The sequence below is a fragment of the Sphingomonas melonis DAPP-PG 224 genome (genome assembly GCF_000379045.1).
Taxonomy (GTDB): Bacteria; Pseudomonadota; Alphaproteobacteria; order Sphingomonadales; family Sphingomonadaceae; genus Sphingomonas; species Sphingomonas aquatilis.
Genome location: NZ_KB900605.1, coordinates 222,674 through 244,282, shown reverse-complemented (window position 1 = coordinate 244,282; position 21,609 = coordinate 222,674). Strand labels below are relative to the sequence as shown.

The window sequence follows — 21,609 nt, the reverse complement described above, 5'->3', positions numbered from 1 at the left end:
CGCCCTGAGCCTGTCGAAGGGCGGGTATCCCGCGCACCGTCGCCCGTGTGGAGAGGTGCCCTTCGACAGGCTCAGGGCGAACGGCGGTTGGGCGCTATTTCAGCTTCTTGGGGTCTACCACGACGTAGCGGATGCGCGTGCGGTTCCAAGTGTAGGTGATGTGGACCAGGCCGTCGCGGGTCTGGATGACCGCGGGATAGGCGTAGCCGTCGGGCATCGGTTTCGATTCCAGCGTCAGCGCCTTGTGCCAGTCGACGCCGTCTGCCGACACGCCGATGTTGAGCGGCCAGCGCGGGCCGTCGCCGGGCGTGTCGGGGCGGTGCGCGGCGTGGTTGTAGATGATGAGCTGTCGGCCGTCCTGCAGCGTCACCGCATCGGTGCCGGCATTGGGATTGGGCAGGTCGATCGCGGCGAGCGGTGACCAGCTCTTGCCGTCGTCCTTCGACCAGCTCATCGCCAGCGCGCCCTGCCGAGTGCGGGAGATCAGTTCGAGACGGCCGTCGGGATAGGACAAAACGCTCGGCTGGATCGCCTCGATATTCATCGGCGAGGGGATTTCCGCCTCCGCCTGCCATGTCTTGCCGCGGTCGGTGGAGCGTTCCATCTTGAGGAACCAGCGGTTCTTTTCAGGCGTGCCGACTTCGCGGCTGGACGGCGCGAGCCAGCTGCCGTCGCGGGTCACGAACATCTTGTTCTTGATCGGTCCGAGGATGCCGTCGGGCAGGCGCGTCGGCTGGCTCCAGTGACGGCCGCCGTCGGTGGAGGTGATGACCATGCCCCACCAGTCGCGCGGGTTGGGGCCGATCTTGTAGAACAGATGGAGCGGCTGGCCGGCGGGCTGGAACAGCACCGGGTTCCACGTGGGGTAGAGCTTGCCGTCCGCGCCGCGGCCATCGGCGACCGCGACGGGCGTGTCCCAGCCCTGGGCGCTGTGGCGGGCGAACCAGATCTTCACGTCCGGTCGGCTTTCGCCGCTGCCGCCGAACCAGGCGGCGGCGAGCTGGCCGTCGGGGAGTTCGACGATCGTCGAGGCGTGCGCCTGCGGGTAGGGCGGGGCGGGGTCGATGAACTGGGATTGCAGGATGGGGGATTGGGCCAGTGCAGGCGTGGCGGCGGCCGTGATGACGAGCGCCAGCCATCCCACCCACTTCGTCACCCCGGACTTGGTCCGGGGTCCACTCTGCGGCGAGGGGAATGGCTGGAGGCTCGGACGCTGCCCCTGCGGCTGGGTGGACCCCGGAACAAGTCCGGGGTGACGAGGGGTGTGCGGCGAGGGGGATGGCTGGAGGCTCGGACGTTGCCCCCGCGGCCCGGTGGACCCCGGAACGAGTCCGGGGTGACGGTGTGGGTGGGGCGAGCGGAGTGGCAAACGCGGGGTCGTCATCGTGCGCAGGTATCGCCGGTGCCGGGGTCGAGGTCCAGGCAGCGGCCGTCGAGGCCCTTTACCGGCAGATGGATCGTCGCGGCGAGCGTGGGCGCGATGTCGACCGTTTCCACCGACAGCGGCTGTTCGAAGCCGGCGATGCCCTTGCGCCAGAACAGGATCGGCACGCGGCGGTCGTAATCCCAGGGAGACCCATGCGTTTCGATATAGCCTTCCTTCGGCTCCTCGATCGTCGTCACGCGCGGCTTGAGCAGGACGAGCAGGTCGCCCGACACGTCCGGGTTGAACGAGGCGCGCGCGCGTTCCAGCAGAGTCCAGTTTTCGGGCGGCGTGGTGGCGAAAGGCGTGGCGGCGATCTGCGCGCGGGTGAAGGCGCCGGCGACCTGCGGCATCGCGGCGAAGCGCTTCTGCGCCTCGGCCAGCACGCGCGGGCGCAGCGCGGCGGGCAGGTCCTTGCCGAGATAGACGTCGCCCTCCGCGCCGACCAGCGCAGGGACGGTGAGGCCGAACTCGCGCATCAGCGCGGCATTCACCACCTTGATCGAGGCGTCGCCGGAGACATGCTCCTCCATCGGCATCGCATGCTGCTGCTGGCGTTCGGTCATGTCGTGCGCGCCGTGATCGGCGGTCAGCACGACCTCGTAATCGATGCCCCAGCTGTCGAGCGTGTTGAGGAAGCTGCCCAAGGTGTGATCGAGCTGATCCATCTGGATGCACATTTCGGTGCCCTGCGTACCGAGCGCATGGCCGATATAGTCGGTCGCCGACGCGCCGATATCGATGATGTCGGTCTGCGGCCCCTTGCCGAGGCCCATGTCCTGGATCAGCCCTGCGGCGATCGCGAACACTGCGGCATCGCTGGCGGGCGAGACGCGGAAGCCCTTGAGGTCACCCGCCGCGCGCGCGAAGCGGCCCTGGCCGTAGACCTTGCCCGCCACCGTGATCGGTCGGTCGAGCGCCTCGCAATAAGAGGGCAGCGGCAGCGGTTCCTGCGGCTTGGCGACCAGCGCCGCCACGGCGTCGCGGCCGCGCTGGACGGCGCGGGGCACGGCCCGGCCGGCGTAGCTGGAATAGGTCTTGCCGTCCCACCACCAGAGTTCGTCGACCTTGTGACCGCCCATCATCACCGCGGCGCGATCCTTGCCCGCGACCGAAACGACGCGGGTGCGCGGATCGGCGGCCTTCATCATCTCGCCCAGCGTCGGCACCTTCAGATGCTTGTCGCTGACGACATAATGTTCGTGGTCGGTGCCGGGGACGGTTTCGTCCTCGGTGCAATAGACGATCTTGTCGGCGCGGGCGATGTTTTGCTCGACCCAGTTGTTGGCGACGATGCCGGTGTGCGCCGGGCGCATGCCGGTGAGGATCGTCGAATGGCCGGGGCACGTCTCGGTCGCGGCATGGCTCTGATAGCCCGACGGGAAGACGACCCCGGTCAGCAGGCGTGCGAAGCCTTCGGTGAAGTGATTGCGATATTGCTGGAACAGGTCGGCGGAGAATTGGTCGACCGAGATGGCGACGATCAGCTTCGGCGGCGTCCTGAGCGCGGTGCTGGTCGCGCCGGGAGCCGGGGCGGACGTCGGGATGCGGGGCGCGGGGCTCGGTTCGGGGCGAAAGCCCGGCGCGGGCGCGGTTTGGGCGATCGCCGGCGCGGCGGCGGTGGCGAACAGGGCGGCGGCGATCAGCGCTTTCATCGAGGGTACTCGTGTTACGAAACCGCCGCCGCTATGACGGGCGGCGATGGATCGGGCAAGAATGGGCAAGCCGCGAACGGCGGTGGTGGCGATGCGCGCACTGTGTTGCGCGCTGATGACGATTGTGGCGAGCCTGTGGGCGGTGCCGGCGAGTGCCGACCTCGCCCCCGCGGGCGGCGCGCCGCACCTGGCCATGCAGCTGGTGCCGGAAAGCGACAGTCCGCGCGCCGGCCAGGCGCTGACGATCGCGATCGCGACGCAGCCCGAAAAGGGCTGGCACGGCTATTGGCGCAATCCGGGCGATGCGGGGTTCGCGCCCGCGCTGCAATGGACGCTGCCCAAGGGCGTGACCGCCGCGCCCGACCTGCAATGGCCGGTGCCCTCGACGCTCGTCGTCGCGGGGCTGATGAATTACGTCTACGAGGCGCCCTATGCGCCGCTCGCGACGCTGCGGGTGCCGGCGGGGTTGGCCAAGGGCACCCGGCTGCCGGTGCGGCTGGCGATCAACTATCTCGTCTGCACCGACACGATCTGCGTGCCCGAGGCGCAGGCGCTGAGCCTGGACCTGACGATCGGGGATGGCGCACCGTCGCATGGCGCGGACTTCGACCGCTGGCGCGCGGCGATCCCCAAGCCGCTGGATGCCGCCGCGACCTATCAGGTGACGGACGGCAAGCTGGTGATGGCGGTGCCGCTGCCCGCCGCGGCCAAAGTCTCCGACGTCGCCTTCTTCCCTTATGGCCCCGACATGGTGACATATGCCGCGGCGCAAAGCGTGACGCGCGACGGCGACCGGCTGCTGCTGACCACCGAGGGCGCGCCGAAGGGCGAGATCGCCGGCGTGCTGCGCATCGGCCGTGATCTGGGGCTGAGCGTGACCGCCAAGCCCGGCACGGTGGCGTCGCCCGACGATCGCAGCGGCTGGATGGCGGCGCTGCTCGCCTTTGCCGGCGCGGTGCTGGGCGGGCTGATCCTGAACGTGATGCCCTGCGTCTTCCCGATCCTGAGCCTGAAGGCGCTGCATCTGGCGCGCGGCGGATCAGACGAGCGCGCGGCGCGGATCGATGCGCTGGGCTATATGCTGGGCACGGTGCTGATGTGCGTCGGGCTGGGGGCGCTGATCCTGGCGCTGCGCGCGGGCGGATCGGCGGTCGGCTGGGCGTTCCAATTGCAGGACCCGCGCATCGTCGTGCTGCTGATCGCGCTGACCTTTGCGATCACATTGAACCTCGCCGGGCGGTTCGAGGTGCCGGTGCCCGCCTTCGCCAGCCATGGCGGGGCGGCGGGATCGATCGCGACCGGTGCACTCGCCGCCTTCGTTGCGACGCCGTGCAGCGGCCCGTTCATGGGCGCGGCGCTGGGCGCGGCCTTGGTGCTGCCGTGGCCGGCGGCGCTTGCGGTGTTCGCGGGGCTGGGGCTGGGGCTGGCGCTGCCGTTCCTTGCCATCGGGTTCGTGCCGGCGCTGCGGCGGCGGTTGCCCAAGCCGGGGCTGTGGATGGAGCGGTTCCGTCGTGTGCTCGCGGTGCCGATGGCGCTGACGGTGCTCGCACTGCTGTGGCTCGCGTGGCGGCAGGCGGGGACGATGGGGCTGGCGCTCGGCCTCGCGACGCTGGTCGCGACGGGCGTGATCCTGAGCCTGGGCGGTACGCGGCAGCGGCGAGGCCAGGGCTTCGGCTGGGCGCTGGCGCTGGCGGCGCTGGTGGTGCCGGCGGGGCTGGCGGCGGCGCTGACCGGCGGCGCGGTGAAGCCCGCGCACACCGGCGGCGATGCGTTCAGCGAGGAACGGCTGGCGAGCCTGCGCAAGCAGGGGCGGCCGGTCTTCGCCTATTTCACCGCCGACTGGTGCCTGTCGTGCAAGGTCAACGAAGCCTCGTCGATTGACACGAACGCGACGCGTGCGGCGTTCGAGCGCAACAATGTCGCGGTGCTGGTCGGCGACTGGACCGATGGCGATCCGGCGCTGGGGCGGTTCATCCAGGCGCATAACCGCGCGGGCGTGCCGCTGTATCTATACTATGCGCCGGGAGCGGCCGAGCCGCGGGTGTTGCCGCAGGTGCTGACGCCGGGGATGCTGGCGGAGCTGAAATAACCTCAAGTCGAAGTCCTCCCCCGCCAGGGGGAGGGGGACCGTTCGGCATCAGCCGAATGGTGGAGGGGGAGGACGGCGGTGCCCATTGTACAGGACACCGCCGTCCTCCCCCTCCGTCAGCTTCGCTGCCACCTCCCCCTGGCGGGGGAGGACTTGGGGGGTTCGCCTGGGTGGAACTGGTTGAATATTCCCCTCTTGTGCGGCGCAGCGATTCCTCGCAGCATGGAACCGAAGCTGGCAGGGGGGCTTTATCGTTCCGATGGGGAAACGACCGGCGTTCGACGAGATCATGGGGCAGCACGGCGATACGCCGCCGCGGCCCGAACTGGCAGCCTTGGGCACGTGGCTCGCCGATACCCCGGATGACGATCTGCGCCGTCGGCAACAGGCCGCCGAAAATACCTTCCGCCAATTGGGCATCACCTTCGCGGTCTATGGCGACACCGACACGCGCGAACGGATCATCCCGTTCGACATCGTGCCGCGCGTGTTCCTGCACGACGAATGGGCGCGCCTGTCCGAGGGGCTGGTGCAGCGCGTCGAGGCGATCAACGCCTTCCTCGACGACATCTATGGTGAGCGCCGCATCCTGAAAGAGGGCGTGCTGCCCGCCGACCTGATCCTCGGCAACCCGCAGTTCCGCCCCGAAATCGCCGGCATGCGCCCGCCGCACGGCATCTGGGCGCATATCTGCGGCATCGACCTGGTGCGCACCGGGCCCGACCAGTTCTTCGTGCTGGAGGACAATGCGCGCACGCCATCGGGGGTGAGCTACATGCTCGAAAACCGCGAGGCGATGGTGCGGCTGTGCCCCGAGCTGTTCCGCGAATATCGCGTCGAGCCGGTCGACAGCTACCCCGATCGCCTGCTCCAGACGATGAAGTCGGTCGCGCCGCCGGGGCGCGGCAGCCAGCCGGTCTGCGTCGTGCTGACGCCGGGTCATTACAATTCGGCCTATTACGAACACAGCTTCCTCGCCGATTCGATGGGCATCGAACTCGTCGAGGCGGCCGATCTGGTCGTCGACGACGATCGCGTGTGGATGCGCACGATCGCGGGCCGCGTGCAGGTCGACGTGATCTATCGCCGGATCGACGACGACTTCCTCGATCCCTTGGTGTTCCGTCCCGATTCGATGCTGGGCGTGCCGGGGCTGATCGCGGCCTATGCCGCGGGTAACGTCGCGATCATCAACGCGCCGGGCAACGGCATCGCCGACGATAAGGCGATCTACAGCTACATGCCCGAGATCGTCCGCTTCTATTCGGGCGGCGAGGCGAAGCTGCCCAATGTCGAGACGTGGCGCTGCCGCGAGCCCGAGGCCTTGTCCTATGTGCTCGATCATCTGGACGAGGTGGTGGTGAAGCTGGTCGACGGGTCGGGCGGCTATGGCATGCTGGTCGGCCCGACGGCGAGCAAGGCCGAGATCGAGGCGTTCCGCGCCGCGCTGGTTGCCGAGCCGCACCGCTATATCGCGCAGCCGACGCTGGCGCTGTCGACCGTGCCGACGCTGACCGATGCAGGCGTCGCGCCGCGCCATGTCGATTTCCGCCCCTTCGTATTGACCGGATCGTGCGGGGTGCAGGTGGTGCCGGGCGGCCTGACGCGCGTCGCGCTGAAGGAAGGGTCGCTGGTCGTCAATTCGAGCCAGGGCGGGGGGACGAAGGACAGCTTCGTACTGATGGCGGAAGAGACGCCGCGGCAGGGGCAGACGCAGACGATGGGTGGGATGACGCAGAGCCAGGGGGGTGTGGCGTGAGCGTGTCGCACCATTACCCACGAACCCTCCGTCAGCCCGGACGTGTTCCGGGGTCCACTCCGCGGCGAGGGGGATGGCATGAGGCTCGGACGCTGCCTCGGCGGCTCGGTGGACCCCGGACCAAGTCCGGGGTGACGGGTTGGGTGGGGCGTGGGGTGCGTGCCACACTGGCCGGGGAGCGTTTCGCATGATGCTCTCCCGCACCGGCGCGTCGCTCTATTGGCTCGGTCGCTATCTCGAGCGGGCCGATTTCATCGCGCGGTTGATCGAGGCGACCGTGCGGCTCGACGTCATGTCGTCGCGGCCGGCGGGGGAGATCGCTTGGTCGTCGGCGCTTGCCGTCACCGAAACCGAAGAGGCGTTCGCCGCCAGTGGCGCGGCGCTGCGGCAGACCGAGGTCGTGCGCTTTCTGACGCTCGATACCAGCCACCCGGGATCGGTGATTCGCTGCCTCGACCGCGCGCGCGACAATGCCAAGGCGGTGCGCACCGCACTGAGCCGCGAGGCGTGGACCGCCATCAACCGCGCCTGGCTGGTGTTCGAAAACCGCAACCAGGTGGGCGACACCGCGCAGACGCTGAGCCTGGTCGAGGCGGTGAAGAACGAGACGCGCGGCTTCGAGGGCGCGGTGCATCAGATGCTGCGCAACCAGTCGCACTGGTTCATCCGGCTGGGGCAGGCGGTGGAGCGGGCCGACAACACCGCGCGGCTGCTCGACGTCAAATACCATATCCTGCTGCCTGAGGGCGAGGCCGTGGGCGGCGTGGTCGATCGCGACCAGTGGACGACGATCCTGCAGACGGTGTCGGCGGTGACCGCCTATCGCTGGCTGTATTCGGACGGGCTGACGCCGGCGAACGTCATCGACCTGCTGATCGCCAACCGCGACCTGCCGCGCAGCCTGCTCGCCTCCGCCGAGACGACGGTCGATCTGCTCGGCCTGCTCGCCGAGCGCACCGGCGCGCATGGCGAGGCGGACCGGATGGCGCGGATGCGCGCCGCGCGGCTGGGGCGGACGCGGTCGGGCGAGGTGATCGCCAGCGGGCTGCACCAATATCTGCAAGCCTTCATCCGCGAAAACGGCCAATTGCACGAGGCGATCGGCCGCCAGTTCCGGTTCGGCTGATGCGCCTTTCGATCGATCACCGCACCGTTTATCGTTTCAGCGAGCCGCAGAGCCGGCTCGTCCAGATGCTGCGCATGACGCCCGAAAACAGTCACGATCAGACGGTGGCGCGCTGGCGGATCGACGTGGATCACGACGCGACGATGCGGCGCGGACGCGACGGCTTCGGCAATGCCGTCACCATGCTGTACGTCGAAGGGCCGCTGCTCGACATCGAGATTGCGGTGCGCGGCGAGGTGCTGACCAGCCATTCGGATGGCGTGGTGCGCGGCGTCAACGAGGTGCTGCCGCCCGCGGTGTTCCTGCGCGCGACCGACGCAACGCCGCGCGATCCTGCGATCGCGGCCTATGCGCGCGAGGCGGTGGCGGGCGCGGACGGCGTGATCGCGCAGCTGCACCGGCTGAACCATGCGTTCCATGGCCGCTTTGCGCTCGACCGGCGGCGGCCGGAGGCGGGGCTGAGCGCAGCGGTGGCGTTCACGCGCGAGGCAGCGACGTCGCGCGATCTGGCGCAGATGTTCGCGGTGGCGGCGCGCAGTCTCGACATCCCGGCGCGCTATGTGTCGGGATATAGCATCGTCGAAGGATCGCTGCGCCCGACGCCGCATGGCTGGGCGGAGGCGCATGTGCCCGGGCTCGGCTGGGTCGGGTTCGATCCCTGCACGGGGCGATCGCCGCAGGAGGAAAGCGTCCGCGTCGCGGCGGCGCTGGATGCGGCGGGCGCGGCGCCGGTGGCGGGATCGCGGCTGGGCGAGGGCGAGGAAGAGCTGGACGTCGCGGTGAAGGTGTCGGCGGCGCAATAGGCGCGTGCTGTTTTCGCGGTGCCTGCGGGGTGCATGTCCGCTGACGGTGCGACTTGAGCCGAGACGGTAGCGCGTCTGGATTCCCGCCTTCGCGGGAATGACGATGGGGGGGGCGCATTCCTTTCGTCATCCCGGCGGACGCCGGGATTCATGGTGTCGGAACGTCGGTTGGCGCGTGATGCGGCAAGGATTCCGCATCCGTGGATCCCGGCCTGCGCCGGGATGACGAAAGGGGCTGTTCGTGCGTCTCGCCCCTCCGCAAACGCAGTTAACCGGATCACAACTCCGCGGGCGTTAGGCGGGCAGCGTGGGGTATGTCCGCATCTCGAGGCTGCGATACGCATGGGTTGGCGTGATGCTGGTCAGCGCTGCGTCGTGCGTGCCGCCGCGGCAGGGCGTCAGTCGCGTGTCGCAGGCGGTGCCGCCGCCGACGCCGCGGCAGTTGCTGCGCGATCTGGCGCTCGACGTGCCGGGCGATCTGCCGGGGCTCGCCGGTCTGCCTGCGAGCCTGCGCGATGCGGTGGACGGCGACGATGCCGCGGCCGTTGCGCCGCAGGCCGCGCCGCCCTTCCTCGCGCAGATGCACAGCCAAGAGGATGCGGCGCGCGCCACCGACTGCCTGACCGCGGCGGTCTATTACGAGGCGCGGTCCGAACCCATCGATGGCCAGCGCGCCGTCGCGCAGGTGGTGCTGAACCGCGTGCGGGACCGTGCCTTTCCGCACAGCGTCTGCGGCGTGGTGTTCCAGGGATCGACCCGGCGCACGGGCTGCCAGTTCAGCTTCACCTGCGACGGATCGATGGCGCATCGCCGCGAACCCTATGCCTGGGCGCGGGCGCGCAGCGTTGCCGAGGCGGCGCTGGCGGGCAACGTCTATGCCCCGGTGGGGGGCGCGACCTTCTACCACACCGATGCGATCCTGCCGTGGTGGGCGTCCAGCCTGACGCGGATCGGGTCGGTCGGCGCGCATATCTTCTACCGCTGGCGCGGCGCGATGGAGAGCGCGCTCAGCTTCCGTGCGGCCTATGCGGGCGTCGAGCCGGGGGTGGTTGCGGGCGGTGGCGATGGCGCAGCGCAGCCGCAGGTCGCGACTTTGTATCGCGACAGCCAGGACGATCGCGGCGTCACGGTGCATCGCGGCCGGATGACGCCGGTGGCGAGCGTCGCCGAGGCGCCCACAACCGATGCCCCCAAGGCGGACGCGCCTGCTCCACAGATGATGATCGCGGCGGGCGTTCGCGTGCATCGCGGCAGCGAGGCGCCGCGGCGCCTGATGACCGAGGGTGCGGTGATCGGCGCCGAATCCGACCCGACCTGAGCCGCGTCAGGCGACCGCCATCGCGTCGGGCAGCGGCGGCGGGGCGAGTTCCTCGTCGGTCAGCGCGCGCCAGCCGTTGGGGCCCAGCATCTCGATCGGGCGATAGCGCGTCTTATACGCCATGCGCGCCGACCCCTTCACCCAATAGCCGAGGTAGACATAGGGCAGGCCGCTGTCCCGCGCGCGCAGGATATGGTCCATGATGATGTAATTGCCGAGGCCCGGCCGCGCGGTCGCGGGATCGTCGCCATCCGCGTCGAAGAAGCTGTAGATCATCGACAGCCCGTCCGCCTGCCGGTCAGTCAGGCAGGCGCCGACCAGCTGGCCGCGCACGCCCCCGACCGAGGGCGTGCGGTATTCGATGACGTGCGAATTGACCGGGGAATGCTCAACCATGTCGGCATAATCCTCCTCGTCCATCCCCGCCATGCCGCCGCCCGGATGACGCGCGCCGAGATAGCGGCGCAGCAGCTGGAACTGTTCGTCGGTCGCCCAGGGGCGGCAGGCGCTGACCTCCAGATCCTCGTTGCGGCGGAGCAACTTGCGCTGCGTCGCATTGGGCACGAATTCGTCGGTGACGACGCGCACCGACACGCAGGCGGCACAGCCCGCGCACGAGGGGCGATAGGCGACGCCCTGCGACCGGCGAAAGCCGATGCGGCCAAGCGCGTCGTTCAGCTCGGCGGCATGTGGGCCCGACAATTCGGTGAACACCTTCCGCTCCTGCCGGCCCGGCAGATAGGGGCAGGGCGCGGGCGTGGTGACGAAGAAGCGCGGAAAGCGAAAAGGCGCAGTCACCGCCGACAAACCCCCGAAGCAGACAGGCGCACGATACGCCGCGGCGACATATGAATCACCCCGTCGGTCCTGAAAAGCGGCTTTACCATCAAAGAAGGTTAATCGGCGGCAGAGAGTCTTTCCAGCACGGCCTGTTGGTCCGATCCGGGACAAACAGCGCCGATATTGCGCCGCACCCTGATTGCTGCGGTGCGGGAACTTCGGTCCAAATGGTGCGTTGGCCGTGTCCCTAGGTGTAACTTCGGAGTTGACTGATGACCAAGATTGCAGGCTCGCTCGCTGCGCTCGCGCTGACCACCGCCTCGATCGCCACGCCGGCGTTCGCGGCTCCCGTGAACCCCGCCGCGTCGCTGTCGGTGGCCAAGTCGGTTCGCGCCAGCGCCCCGTCGGCGCAAAAGAACAAGCTCGCCGGTGGCGGCCTGCTCGCCGCGATCATCGCCGCCAGCGTGGTGGCGATCGGTGTCGTCGCGATCGTCGATGACGGCAATTCCGACAGCAACTGAGCTTTCGCTCAGCTGCAAAGCGGGGGTCGCGCCACGGCGCGGCCCCTCACATGGGAGTTCTCAGGTCAAGAGGCTGTGCGGTAGAGCGTGCAGCCTCTTTCCTTCCGCACAATCATATCTGTTCTACCTTGCCGGTTCGGCTGCCAGCCGCAGCAATGAACCAAAACAGCGCGCCTGCAATAGCGCCTAATAGGGCAATTTGGCCGACGTAGTAGAAGTTCATCAGCCATCCGTAAGCAGTCAAAGATCCGTCGATGACGGTTGATCGTCCATCAATGCTCGCATTATCCGGTCGACTTATTAACGCGAGCACGAGCCAGGGAAGAGCGGCGACCACTGCACCAGTCGCAGCGCAGTTGATGATTGTCGCATTGACGTGTCGGCGTAACATGAAGAACGCCGGGAGCCCGATGATAAAGGCTGGAGGGTAAGCGCCAAACACGGCAAATGCCACAGCGCTCCGCCAGATCCGTTCGAGCGGATCGGTGATGCCCTCATATGCTGGCATAGCAATAGCCATCAACAAGGCGGCTGCGCCCGGGACCACTACAAAGGCGAGGATCACCCGCCAAATTGAAGGATAGGTGCGCTTGGCTCGTGCGGCGTACATGACGCCAGCTTATCGCTTTGTCGTCGCCATTCCAGATCAATCGTCAGGAATGGTCAGAGCGTCAGGCCATGGTCGTCCTCCTCAATTTCTGGATCACTGGCCTGAGCCTGTTGCAACAAGCGTCCCGGTGACCGGTCCGCTCTAACCTCACATCCGGTCGCCGCTCGTGCGCGGCTGCACCACAATCCCGCTTGCGTCGGGTCTGGCTCAGGAGACGGGACCAACCTTTTTTTCGGCATCTGAAGCCAACAGGGACCTCCGGTCCGTCCACCTGGATCCGGCAGGGACGATGCCCTGCGGGAACTCGTATCGGGTTACGTGCTCATGCGGCCTTCAGCAGCGCGCCTGCGGGCACCACGCCGGCCGAGACGAACTGCCACAGCGCGATCAGCAGCTTGCGTGCGACTGCCACGATCATGACCCGCCGCGCGCGACCACCGTTCGCGCCCACCCGCTCCGCGTACCACTTCGTCAGCTCCGAGTCCGGCTGATGACGCAGCCACAGCCAGGCGACCTGGATCATGGTCGTTCGCAACCGCTTGTTGCCCGCCTTGGACACGCCCTGCTCCCGGTCCATGCTGCCGCTTTGCCACGGTGATGGGGCCAGCCCGGCATAGGCGGCGACCTGTCGTCGATTGCTGAAGCTGCGGAAGAACGCTTCTGCGTGCAGCACGCCGGCGAACTCAGGACCGATGCCGCGCAACTGGATGAGCCGGGGACCAGTGTCCGCCTCACCGGCGGCATCCGACCGCGGCTCGAGCAGCGCGTCGCGCTCGGCTTCGACCTGCTTGATCTGGCCGACGACCATCTCCAGCCGGTCCAGCTCGCGCTCGATCTCGCGGCGAACATGCCGGGGCAGCGGTCGTCCATCGCCGGTCACCAGTTCGTCCAGCCGCGCCCGCCGGTCGGCGCGCAGTGGCTCGTAGTCGCCGACCCCTTGCGCGAACAGCAGGCCCTTGATGCGGTTGACGTGCCGCACCCGCTCCACGACCAAAGCCCGCCGCTCGCGCGAGATGCGTCGCCGGTCCTCGTCCTCGACGCTCGGCACCGCCACCATCGCACACACCCGCGGCTCCCCGCGCTTGTAGGCCAGCAGCGTGCGGACCAGCGCCTCGCCGTCGAGCTTGTCCGTCTTGGCGCGCCGGCTGCGTCGTGAAGCGGCAATCGAGGCGGCGTCGACGACGTAGCTCTCGATACCCTCGCGCACCAGGCAGCGGTGTATCCAGAAGCCGTCGAGGCCCGCCTCCTGGATGACGACCAACGGGTACTGCTCGCCCATCCGCGCCTCGGCCTTCGCCTGTAACTGCGCGAACCGCTCCAGGAGTGCCGGCACGTCGCTGCCCTTCACCTGATGCCGCGAGATCCGCTCGCCGCGACCCGGCGACAGCGACGTCACCAGCCAGGTGGAGCGGCTCAGCTCCAGCGACACGAAGATTGCGTTCAGCTGCGTGCTGACGGCGGCATGGCATGAGACGGACACGGGCACGGGCAACCTCCTTCACGACAAAGCGGGAAGGTCAGTCTGCCTCAACCGGCGCCAGCCCGCGCCCATGGGATCTTTTTTTGTGTCGGGTTCCCCGAAGACGTCCGGCGCCAAGCATCATTGTACCGGGGTGCGGGGTGTTTATGATCCGTCTGATCGTCGGGGGAATCATGCCGGCATTTTGGGTTATCGCACTGGCGCTGTCGACGCCGACACCTGCGCAAGCGGTTACGCCCCCCGAGACGTGTACGTTGCTGCAAAAGGCCTATCGAATATCGACAGGCGAAGGGCACGACACCGATCTGTCGACGGTCGGACTTGCAAAAACGGACCCGTCGCCTCTGGCGAAGTATAGGCCGGAATTCCGAAGCTATACCGGCTTGACCCCCGGCGAGTTTGCGGACCTGGAGGCCCATGAGGCGGCGGCCGTATCCCCCGGTTTCGTCCCGCAGTGCGCATGGGACAAGGACGACTCCGTGGGGGAGAAGAGCGGTTATGCGGTTGCGTTCAGCGCTCCCATCCTGTCGACCGATCGCCGCATCGCTCTGGTGGAAGTATCTTACAGCAAAGGTATTTCCGCCCACGGGGGCCTGTGCATCATGCGGCTTTCGCCCGCAGGATGGAACGGACGCTGCATAAATGCGTGGAGTATCCGCTAGCCCCTACGCCTGTTCCACCATGCTCGTTTCGAAGCCGCCTTCGCGTAGCGCGGCGATCAGGCGGTTGAGGTGGTCGCGGTCGCGCGCTTCGCATTCGATGTCGGTGATCAGGCCCTTCGCCGGCAAGGAGGTGAAGATGCGTTGGTGGTAGACTTCGATGATGTTGACGCGTTGCGCGTCGAAGATGCGCGCGACGTTGTAGAGCGCGCCGGGCTGGTCCTGCAGCCGCACGCGCAGGCGGGCGAGGCGGCCCGACCGGGCGAGGTCGCGTAGCAGCACGTTGGCGAGCAGGCGCGTGTCGATATTGCCGCCGCACAGGACGATGCCGACGGTGCGGCCCTTGAACCGTTCCGGATAGGCCATCAGCGCGGCGAGGCCGGCGGCGCCCGCGCCCTCGACCACGGTCTTTTCGATCTGGAGCAGCAGGCTGACCGCCTCTTCCAGATTGCGCTCGCCGACCAGCACGATGTCGTCGACCAGCTCGGCCACCATGCGCGACGTGATGCCGCCCGGCTCCTTCACCGCGATACCTTCGGCGAGCGTGTCGCCAGCGCAGGGCAGGGTGGTGCCGCGGATGCGGTTGTACATCGAGGGGAAGAGTTCGGCCTGCACGCCGATCACCTCGATCGGATGGTCCGCAGCGCGCGCGACGACGCTGTTGCCCGAGATGAGGCCGCCGCCGCCGATCGGGATCAGCAGCGTGTCGAGGCTCGGCACGTCCTCCAGCATCTCGACCGCGACGGTGCCTTGGCCGGCGATGACGCGCGGATCGTCGAACGGGTGGACGAAGGTGAAGCCGCACTCCGCCTCCAGCACGCGGGCATGGGCATAAGCGGCGTCGAACGTGTCGCCTTCCAGCACCACCTTGGCCTTGTGGCCTTCGGTCTGCGTCACCTTCACCGTCGGCGTGGTGCGCGGCATCACGATCGTCGCGGGGATGCCGAGCCGGTTGGCGTGATAGGCGAGGCCCTGCGCGTGATTGCCGGCAGAGGCGGCGATGACGCCCTTGGCGCGCGCCTCAGGCGACAGCTGCAACAGCGTGTTGAGTGCGCCGCGTTCCTTATACGCCGCGGTGAACTGCAGATTTTCGAACTTCAGGAACACGGTGGCGCCGGTCATCTCGCTGAGCGTCTTGCTGATCAGCGTCGGCGTGCGGACGATCGCATCCCGGATACGGGCGTGGGCGGCGTACACATCGTCGATGGAGACGGGGAGCGAGGCGGTGTCGGCAGGGTTGGTGGCCATGGCGCCGAGCTAGACCATCTGGTGCGGCGGGGGAACACCGCTTATGCGCTGAGGCTATGGCACGATCGGCTTTGACAATAGTGGCGGCGCTGGCCGCGGTTCTGGCGACTTCGCAGGCGGCCGGGGCCGACGGGCTGGTCGATAACGTCAACGGCATGACGCTGGACAAGGACGGCAAGGTCGTTCGGTTCCAGGCGATGCTGGTCAATGCGCAGGGCGCCGTCGTCAGGTTGCTGTCGGCAAAGGACAAACGGCCGGAGAAGCTCGACTGGCGGGCCGACATGAAGGGCAAATATCTGCTGCCCGGCATGATCGACGCGCATGGCCATGTGATGGAACTGGGCTTTCGCGCGCTCGAACTCGACCTGTCGGATACGAAGAGCCTCGCCGAGGCGCAGATGAAGATTGCCGCTTATGCGCGCGCCAATCCCGACAAGGCGTGGATCATCGGCGGCGGCTGGAATCAGGAGACCTGGGGGCTGGGCCGCTTCCCGACGACCGCCGATCTCGATGCTGCGGTCGGCGATCGTCCGGTGTGGCTGGCGCGCGCCGACGGCCATGCCGGCTGGGGTAACAGCGCCGCGCTGAAGGCCGCCGGCGTCACCGCGAAGAGCGTGTCGCCCGCGGGCGGCCGGATCGAGAAGGGGCCGGGGGGGCAGCCCGCGGGCGTGTTCGTCGATGCGGCACAGGATCTGGTGGTGAAGATCCTGCCCCAGCCGCTGGGCAAGGACCGCAACGCCGCCTTCCTGAAGGCGCAGGAGATCCTGCTCGGCTATGGCGTCACCGCGACCGCCGACATGGGCACGAGCATCGACGACTGGCTGACCTATCGCCGGATTGCGGACCTCGGCGGCCTGCGCGTGCGCATCATGAGCTATGGCATGGGGGTGGATACGACGGTGCAGATCGGCGGCACCGGGCCGACGCCGTGGCTGTACGACGATCGGCTGAAGCTGGTCGGCGTCAAGCTCTACGCCGATGGCGCGCTGGGGTCGCGCGGGGCGTGGCTGAAGGCGCCCTATGCCGATGCGCCGGGCCAGACGGGTGCGGGCTTCATGAACGACACCGTGCTGCGCAACCGGATGAGCCGCGCGGCGATGGACGGATACCAGGTCGCGGTGCATGCGATCGGCGACCGCGCCAATGCCGAGGTGCTGGATGCGATCGACGAGATGGCGCAGACCTACAAAGGCGACCGGCGCTGGCGCGTCGAACATGCGCAGATCGTCGACCCCGTCGATCTGCCGCGCTTCGGCAAATACGGCACGATCGCGTCGATGCAGCCGGTCCATGAGACGAGCGATCGGCTGATGGCCGAGGCGCGGCTGGGCCCGCAACGCCTCGCCGGTGCCTATGCCTGGGCGTCGATGCTGCGCAACGGCGCGAAGCTGGCGTTCGGATCGGACTATCCGGTGGAAAAGCCCGATCCCTGGGCGGGCTGGGCGGCGGCGTTCACGCGCCAGGGTCCCGACGGCCAGCCGTTCGGCGGCTGGCAGCCGCAGGAGGCGATCACGCGCGAACAGGCGTGGTGGGCCTATACCGGCGGCGCGGCCTATGCGGGCTTTGCCGAGGATCGCTTCGGCCGCCTCGCCCCCGGCCAGAAGGCGGACTTCGTCATCGTCGACCGCGACCCCCTGCTCGCCTCCCCCGCAGACCTGCGCGCGACCAAGGTCGAACAGACGTGGATCGGCGGCCAGAAGGTGTGGCAGCGGAAGTAAGCCGCACGCCAAAAGGGCCGCAGCACCCCCCGATGCTGCGGCCCTTCACTCCCGGATACTGGGGAGGGGTAAAAATGGGCGGTCAGGCGACCGCGACGACCTCTTCGGGTTCGCGCAGCACATAGCCGCGGCCCCAGACGGTCTCGATGTAATTCTCGCCGTCGCAGGCCAGGCTGAGCTTCTTGCGCAGCTTGCAGATGAAGACGTCGATGATCTTGAGTTCGGGTTCGTCCATGCCGCCATACAGGTGGTTCAGGAACATTTCCTTGGTCAGCGTGGTGCCCTTGCGCAGGCTGAGCAGCTCGAGCATCGCATATTCCTTGCCGGTCAGATGCACGCGCGCGCCATCGACCTCGACCGTCTTGGCGTCGAGATTGACGGCGAGCTTGCCGGTGCGGATGACCGATTGCGAATGGCCCTTCGAACGACGGACGACCGCGTGGATGCGGGCGATCAGTTCTTCGCGATGGAAGGGCTTGGTGACGTAATCGTCGGCGCCGAAGCCGAAGCTGCGCACCTTGCTGTCCATCTCGTTGATGCCGCTCAGGATCAGAACCGGCGTGGTCACGCGGGCGACGCGCAGCTTCTTCAGCACGTCATAGCCGTGCATGTCCGGCAGGTTCAGGTCGAGCAGGATGATGTCGTAGTCGTACAGCTTGCCGAGGTCCAAGCCCTCCTCGCCAAGGTCGGTCGTATAGACGTTGAACCCCTCGGTGCCGAGCATCAGCTCGATCGCCTTGGCCGTGGTCGGCTCGTCCTCGATCAACAACACCCGCATCGCGTCGTCCCCTGTTGGCGAGGCCGCCAGCACCCCTGGCTCGCGGCTCGCCCCGATTCATTAACCAAACGACATCTGAAGGCAAAAGGTTAATTCGGGATTAAGTGCGGGCGTCAATCTTTACGATTTGCGCTCGTCCGCCTCGGGATCGGCGTCCGGATCGTGCGGCGTCAGGTCGGGGCCGAGCAGCGTCTGGTGGCGGCTGCGCGGGATATCCTCGCCCAGCACCTCGCGCAGATACAGGCTGCGCACCAACGTGAAGATCACGACCAGCAGCGCCGCCGAGAAGAACAGCCCGAAGATACCGAAGATCACGCCGATACCGATGATCGCGAAGACGGTGATCGCCGGCGGGATCGAGACGACGCGCGCCTGGACGTAGGGGGTGATGAAATTGGTCTGAATCAGACGCACGATCGCATAGGTGGCGAGCGCGCCGATCAGCGCGCCATCGCCCTGCGTCGCGGCGAGGCCCAGCGCCGGGATCATCGCAGCGGTCGGGCCGACATAGGGAATGAATTCCGACAGGCCGGCGAGCAGGCCGAGCGCCGCGGCGGAGGGCACACCCGATATCCATAAGCCGATGCCGATCAGCAGCCCCATCGTCGTCATCAGGATCAATGACGAGCGCAGCCACAGCCGCAGCGTCGAGCCGACGTCGAACAACGCATCCTCGATCGCCGGGCGCTTCGAGGGCGGGATCAGGAACAGGAAGCCGCGCTGGTAGATGCCGGGATCGGCGGCGAAAAAGGCCGCGCCGACGAGCAGCAGGATGCTGTTGAGAATGAGTTCGCCCGCGCCCTGCACCAGCCCGCCGACGTCCTGCGCCGCCTTCGACCCGGCATAGGCCTGTTGCACCGCATCGACGATCTTGGCGCCGACCGGGCTTTGCGAGGCCCAGGCGGCGAGCTGGTCGAGCAGGTTGGGCAATTGCGTGACGAGCACGTTGACCTGCTCGCGGAACTGCACCCCGAACAGCCAGACGAGGAACGCGACGACGCCATAGGCGGTCGCCATGCCGAGGCAGAAGGCGGTCCGGTCCGACACGCGCAGGTGATCGCGGTAGAGGTCGGCGAGCGCGTGAATGGCGATCGCGCCCAGCATCGACCCGAAGGCGAGGATCAGCAGATTGCCCGCGCGCAGCAGCGCCGCGGCGACCGCCGCGATGATGAGGACGTAAAAGATGCGCCGGATGAAGCGCGCATCGTCGGGATCGGGGGCGAGACGGTTCACGCGGGTCGGGGGGTGCTGGACATGGGCTATCCTGACAGGATCGGGGGGCAATGGACAAGAGGTGGGGGCAGTACTGCCGTGGGGCCGGATCGGTTCCGGTTGCAGGGTAGCGGAGGTGGGGGATGCGGGGCATCGCGAATGCCGCCCGCGCGCACCTTACACCTTTGTCATTTGATCTTTATCCGCCGACACGGCAGCCCTTTGGACGTAACAGCGTCGAGCGGACCCGAGCCCCATGAAGATCCTCCTGGTTGATGACGACCCCGTCCTGGCCGATTCGCTGGCGGATGAACTGACCGGCTTCGGCCACGCGCTGTCGACCGCGAGCGACGGGCGGGCGGCGCTGGCGGCGATCGATCAGGATGCGTTCGATGCGGTGGTGCTCGACCGGATGATGCCGCGGGTGGACGGCATCGCGCTGCTCGAGCGGCTGCGCGGCGACGCGCGATCGGTGCCCGTCATCATGCTCAGCGCGCGCGGCCAGTCCGACGACAAGATCAGTGGCCTAGCCGCCGGCGCCGACGATTATGTCGTCAAGCCGGTCGAGGCGGCCGAACTGCACGCGCGGCTGCAGGCGGTGGTGCGCGGCCGGCAGTGGACGCGCGAGGCGAGCGATACGCTGCGCGCGGGCGATATCGTGGTCAGCCCGTCGCGCTTCCGGGCGTGGCGCGACGAAAAGCCGCTCGACCTCGCCAAGCTGGAGCTGAAGCTGCTCGCCGAACTGGTGCGCAATGCCGATACGGTGCTGACGCGTGCGATGCTGATCGAGCGGGTGTGGGGGTACGATTTCGAGCCCGACACCAATCTGGTCGACGTCTACATCCGCCGCCTGCGCCAGAAGCTGACCGCGCATGGCGGCGACGATCCGATCCAGACGATGCGCGGCGTCGGCTACCTGTTGCGCAGCTGACGCATGCCGCGGGGCCGGCGGCTGCGTGCGCCGCGATCGCTGCGGGCGCTGACCTGGATCTTCGTCGCGGCGATGATCGCGGCGACGCTGGGCACGGGCGTCGCCATCTATACCGCGCAGCGCCGGGCGATCGTTCAGCTGGTCGACCAGCGGATCGCCACGGCGGTCGACGCGATCGCGCACGAGGGCGAGCGGCCGATGCCGACGCCGGTGCTGGTCAAGCGGCTGCGCATGCTGGCGAGCGATCGCGACACGGGCGATATCGGCGCGATGCTGGTCGATGCGCAGGGGCGGCAGATCGGCGGCAACATCCGGTTGCGCCAGGTGCCGCCGCGCGGCTTCAGCTCGCTGCACAGCGACGACGGGATCAAGGGGCTGACCGCGGGGCGCGCCTATACGGGTGACGTCGGCGATGGGCGGCGGCTAACGATGATCGCCGAGACCGAGCCGTTCGACGATTCGGGCACGGCACGGCTGCGCAGCTACCTTGCCGGTTTCGGGTCGATCCTGCTGGTCGTCGGGCTGGGGCTCGTGATGTTTTCGCGGCTCGTCGAGCGGCGGATCGGTGCGATGCGCGCGACCGCGGCGGCGATCGTCGATGGCGACATGCAGCGCCGCGTGCCGACCGAGGGCGATGGCGGCGCCTTCGACGCGCAGGCGCACGCCTTCAACGCGATGCTCGACCGGATTGCCGAGCTGATGCGCGGGATCGCCGAAGTGTCGAGCGATATCGCGCACGACCTGCGCAGTCCGCTCGCGCGGTTGCGCGGCCAGCTCGTCCAGCTCGAACGCCGTGCCGAGACGCCGGCGATGCGCGATGGCCTGTCCGCGGCGATCGCGCAGAGCGACACGATCCTCGGCATGTTCGCCGCGATCCTGCGCATTGCCGAAGTGGAGGGCGGCGCGCGGCGGGCGGGCTTCGCGCGCTTCGACCTGGGCGAACTCGTCGCGGAGGTCGGCGAGATGATGGCGCCGGTGGTCGAGGACGATGCGCACATCCTCGTCTGCGATCCCGTCGCCGCGCTGCCCGTCCACGCCGATCGCCAGTTGCTGACGCAGGTGCTGGTCAATCTGATCGTCAATGCCGTGCGCCATACGCCGCCGGGCACGCGCATCACGTTGTCGGCCGTGGCGGCGCGGGGGCAGGCGATCGTCCGTGTGGCCGATAACGGGCCCGGCATCGCCGCGGCGGATCGCGCCACCGCGCTGCGGCGCTTCGGCCGGCTGGATGCGAGCCGGTCGACCGGCGGGTTCGGCCTGGGCCTGCCACTCGCCGCGGCGATCGCGCGGCTGCATCATGGCGAGCTGTCGCTGGAGGATGCGGCGCCGGGCCTGCGCGTGGTGTTGAGCGTGCCGCTGATTGGGTGATCGATCCCGACAGTTCCGTCGCCCCGGCGGAGGCTGGGGGCCCTCGCGTTTTCTGCTGTGCCCGTCACTTGAAGATCCCAGCGTCCGCTGGGATGACGTTTGTGTAAGGGGCAAACGAAAGGGGCGGCGCC

General features: G+C 68.2%; 18 protein-coding genes. 10 read left to right on the top strand and 8 right to left on the bottom strand.

The window, feature by feature from the left end; translation table 11 throughout:
• Positions 1 to 94 precede the first annotated feature (94 nt).
• Together SPHME3_RS0101255 and SPHME3_RS0101250 are read right to left on the bottom strand one after the other, a co-directional pair.
• Positions 95 to 1,156: a sialidase family protein gene (locus SPHME3_RS0101255; protein ID WP_231291973.1), complete on the bottom strand. Its 1,062-nt coding sequence runs from the start codon at positions 1,154 to 1,156 to the stop codon at positions 95 to 97.
• A gap of 224 nt (positions 1,157 to 1,380) precedes the next feature.
• Entirely contained in the window at positions 1,381 to 3,078 is a 1,698-nt protein-coding gene (locus tag SPHME3_RS0101250) for an alkaline phosphatase family protein (protein WP_017977672.1), read from the bottom strand.
• Between the two features lie 61 nt (positions 3,079 to 3,139).
• On the opposite strand from SPHME3_RS0101250, the gene SPHME3_RS0101245 reads away from it, so the two are divergent.
• The 5 genes from SPHME3_RS0101245 (at position 3,140) to SPHME3_RS0101225 (ending at position 10,173) form a co-directional block, all read left to right on the top strand.
• Positions 3,140 to 5,167, top strand: coding sequence for a protein-disulfide reductase DsbD family protein (locus SPHME3_RS0101245; RefSeq protein WP_018250506.1), 2,028 nt, complete (start codon positions 3,140 to 3,142; stop codon positions 5,165 to 5,167).
• 259 nt (positions 5,168 to 5,426) lie between these two features.
• Positions 5,427 to 6,926: a circularly permuted type 2 ATP-grasp protein gene (locus SPHME3_RS0101240; protein WP_017977674.1), complete on the top strand. Its 1,500-nt coding sequence runs from the start codon at positions 5,427 to 5,429 to the stop codon at positions 6,924 to 6,926.
• A gap of 190 nt (positions 6,927 to 7,116) precedes the next feature.
• Positions 7,117 to 8,052, top strand: a complete 936-nt coding sequence (locus SPHME3_RS0101235) for an alpha-E domain-containing protein (protein ID WP_024310445.1) — start codon at positions 7,117 to 7,119, stop codon at positions 8,050 to 8,052.
• Positions 8,052 to 8,855 carry a transglutaminase family protein gene (locus SPHME3_RS0101230; protein ID WP_018250505.1) on the top strand — a complete coding sequence of 268 codons (804 nt, stop codon included), beginning with the start codon at positions 8,052 to 8,054 and terminating at the stop codon, positions 8,853 to 8,855. Before SPHME3_RS0101235 ends, SPHME3_RS0101230 begins: the two co-directional genes overlap by 1 nt.
• Before the next feature lie 355 nt (positions 8,856 to 9,210).
• Positions 9,211 to 10,173: a cell wall hydrolase gene (locus SPHME3_RS0101225; protein ID WP_017977677.1), complete on the top strand. Its 963-nt coding sequence runs from the start codon at positions 9,211 to 9,213 to the stop codon at positions 10,171 to 10,173.
• Positions 10,174 to 10,179: 6 nt separating this feature from the next.
• Here the strand turns inward: SPHME3_RS0101225 and SPHME3_RS0101220 are convergent, their stop codons facing one another.
• Positions 10,180 to 10,971: an arginyltransferase gene (locus tag SPHME3_RS0101220; RefSeq protein ID WP_024310446.1), complete on the bottom strand. Its 792-nt coding sequence runs from the start codon at positions 10,969 to 10,971 to the stop codon at positions 10,180 to 10,182.
• 254 nt (positions 10,972 to 11,225) lie between these two features.
• On the opposite strand from SPHME3_RS0101220, the gene SPHME3_RS0101215 reads away from it, so the two are divergent.
• Entirely contained in the window at positions 11,226 to 11,474 is a 249-nt protein-coding gene (locus SPHME3_RS0101215; protein WP_017977679.1) for a hypothetical protein, read from the top strand.
• Positions 11,475 to 11,586: 112 nt separating this feature from the next.
• On the opposite strand, the gene SPHME3_RS0101210 is transcribed toward SPHME3_RS0101215, so the two are convergent.
• On the bottom strand, positions 11,587 to 12,084 hold the full coding sequence (locus SPHME3_RS0101210) for a hypothetical protein (RefSeq protein WP_018250504.1): 498 nt from the start codon (positions 12,082 to 12,084) through the stop codon (positions 11,587 to 11,589).
• Between the two features lie 322 nt (positions 12,085 to 12,406).
• Positions 12,407 to 13,564 carry an IS110 family RNA-guided transposase gene (locus SPHME3_RS0101205; RefSeq protein WP_172436192.1) on the bottom strand — a complete coding sequence of 386 codons (1,158 nt, stop codon included), beginning with the start codon at positions 13,562 to 13,564 and terminating at the stop codon, positions 12,407 to 12,409.
• A 146-nt stretch (positions 13,565 to 13,710) separates the two neighbouring features.
• On the opposite strand from SPHME3_RS0101205, the gene SPHME3_RS0101200 reads away from it, so the two are divergent.
• Entirely contained in the window at positions 13,711 to 14,226 is a 516-nt protein-coding gene (locus SPHME3_RS0101200) for a hypothetical protein (protein WP_017977680.1), read from the top strand.
• A 3-nt stretch (positions 14,227 to 14,229) separates the two neighbouring features.
• Here the strand turns inward: SPHME3_RS0101200 and SPHME3_RS0101195 are convergent, their stop codons facing one another.
• Positions 14,230 to 15,471 carry a threonine ammonia-lyase gene (locus SPHME3_RS0101195; RefSeq protein WP_017977681.1) on the bottom strand — a complete coding sequence of 414 codons (1,242 nt, stop codon included), beginning with the start codon at positions 15,469 to 15,471 and terminating at the stop codon, positions 14,230 to 14,232.
• 56 nt (positions 15,472 to 15,527) lie between these two features.
• Between SPHME3_RS0101195 and SPHME3_RS0101190 the strand changes: the two genes are divergently transcribed.
• A complete protein-coding gene (locus tag SPHME3_RS0101190) occupies positions 15,528 to 17,189 on the top strand; it encodes an amidohydrolase (RefSeq protein ID WP_026151787.1) in 1,662 nt (553 codons plus the stop codon).
• 82 nt (positions 17,190 to 17,271) lie between these two features.
• Here the strand turns inward: SPHME3_RS0101190 and ctrA are convergent, their stop codons facing one another.
• Together ctrA and SPHME3_RS0101180 are read right to left on the bottom strand one after the other, a co-directional pair.
• A complete protein-coding gene (gene ctrA, locus SPHME3_RS0101185; protein WP_020486368.1) occupies positions 17,272 to 17,967 on the bottom strand; it encodes a response regulator transcription factor CtrA in 696 nt (231 codons plus the stop codon).
• 120 nt (positions 17,968 to 18,087) lie between these two features.
• Positions 18,088 to 19,200 (bottom strand): AI-2E family transporter, encoded by a 1,113-nt coding sequence (locus SPHME3_RS0101180; protein WP_017977684.1) that lies wholly within the window; start codon positions 19,198 to 19,200, stop codon positions 18,088 to 18,090.
• Positions 19,201 to 19,435: 235 nt separating this feature from the next.
• On the opposite strand from SPHME3_RS0101180, the gene SPHME3_RS0101175 reads away from it, so the two are divergent.
• Positions 19,436 to 20,110, top strand: a complete 675-nt coding sequence (locus tag SPHME3_RS0101175) for a response regulator transcription factor (protein WP_017977685.1) — start codon at positions 19,436 to 19,438, stop codon at positions 20,108 to 20,110.
• Positions 20,111 to 20,113: 3 nt separating this feature from the next.
• Entirely contained in the window at positions 20,114 to 21,478 is a 1,365-nt protein-coding gene (locus SPHME3_RS0101170; RefSeq protein ID WP_017977686.1) for a HAMP domain-containing sensor histidine kinase, read from the top strand.
• The last annotated feature ends 131 nt before the right edge of the window (positions 21,479 to 21,609 follow it).

Excerpts from the sequence above, each read along its gene's own strand:
- SPHME3_RS0101250 (WP_017977672.1), bottom strand. The coding sequence starts at position 3,078 with ATGAAAGCGCTGATCGCCGCCGCCCTGTTCGCCACCGCCGCCGCGCCG.
- SPHME3_RS0101245 (WP_018250506.1), top strand. The coding sequence starts at position 3,140 with ATGGGCAAGCCGCGAACGGCGGTGGTGGCGATGCGCGCACTGTGTTGC.
- SPHME3_RS0101240 (WP_017977674.1), top strand. The coding sequence starts at position 5,427 with ATGGGGAAACGACCGGCGTTCGACGAGATCATGGGGCAGCACGGCGAT.
- SPHME3_RS0101235 (WP_024310445.1), top strand. The coding sequence starts at position 7,117 with ATGCTCTCCCGCACCGGCGCGTCGCTCTATTGGCTCGGTCGCTATCTC.
- SPHME3_RS0101230 (WP_018250505.1), top strand. The coding sequence starts at position 8,052 with ATGCGCCTTTCGATCGATCACCGCACCGTTTATCGTTTCAGCGAGCCG.
- SPHME3_RS0101225 (WP_017977677.1), top strand. The coding sequence starts at position 9,211 with ATGCTGGTCAGCGCTGCGTCGTGCGTGCCGCCGCGGCAGGGCGTCAGT.
- SPHME3_RS0101215 (WP_017977679.1), top strand. The coding sequence starts at position 11,226 with ATGACCAAGATTGCAGGCTCGCTCGCTGCGCTCGCGCTGACCACCGCC.
- SPHME3_RS0101210 (WP_018250504.1), bottom strand. The coding sequence starts at position 12,084 with ATGTACGCCGCACGAGCCAAGCGCACCTATCCTTCAATTTGGCGGGTG.
- SPHME3_RS0101200 (WP_017977680.1), top strand. The coding sequence starts at position 13,711 with ATGATCCGTCTGATCGTCGGGGGAATCATGCCGGCATTTTGGGTTATC.
- SPHME3_RS0101195 (WP_017977681.1), bottom strand. The coding sequence starts at position 15,471 with ATGGCCACCAACCCTGCCGACACCGCCTCGCTCCCCGTCTCCATCGAC.
- SPHME3_RS0101190 (WP_026151787.1), top strand. The coding sequence starts at position 15,528 with ATGGCACGATCGGCTTTGACAATAGTGGCGGCGCTGGCCGCGGTTCTG.
- ctrA (WP_020486368.1), bottom strand. The coding sequence starts at position 17,967 with ATGCGGGTGTTGTTGATCGAGGACGAGCCGACCACGGCCAAGGCGATC.
- SPHME3_RS0101175 (WP_017977685.1), top strand. The coding sequence starts at position 19,436 with ATGAAGATCCTCCTGGTTGATGACGACCCCGTCCTGGCCGATTCGCTG.
- SPHME3_RS0101170 (WP_017977686.1), top strand. The coding sequence starts at position 20,114 with ATGCCGCGGGGCCGGCGGCTGCGTGCGCCGCGATCGCTGCGGGCGCTG.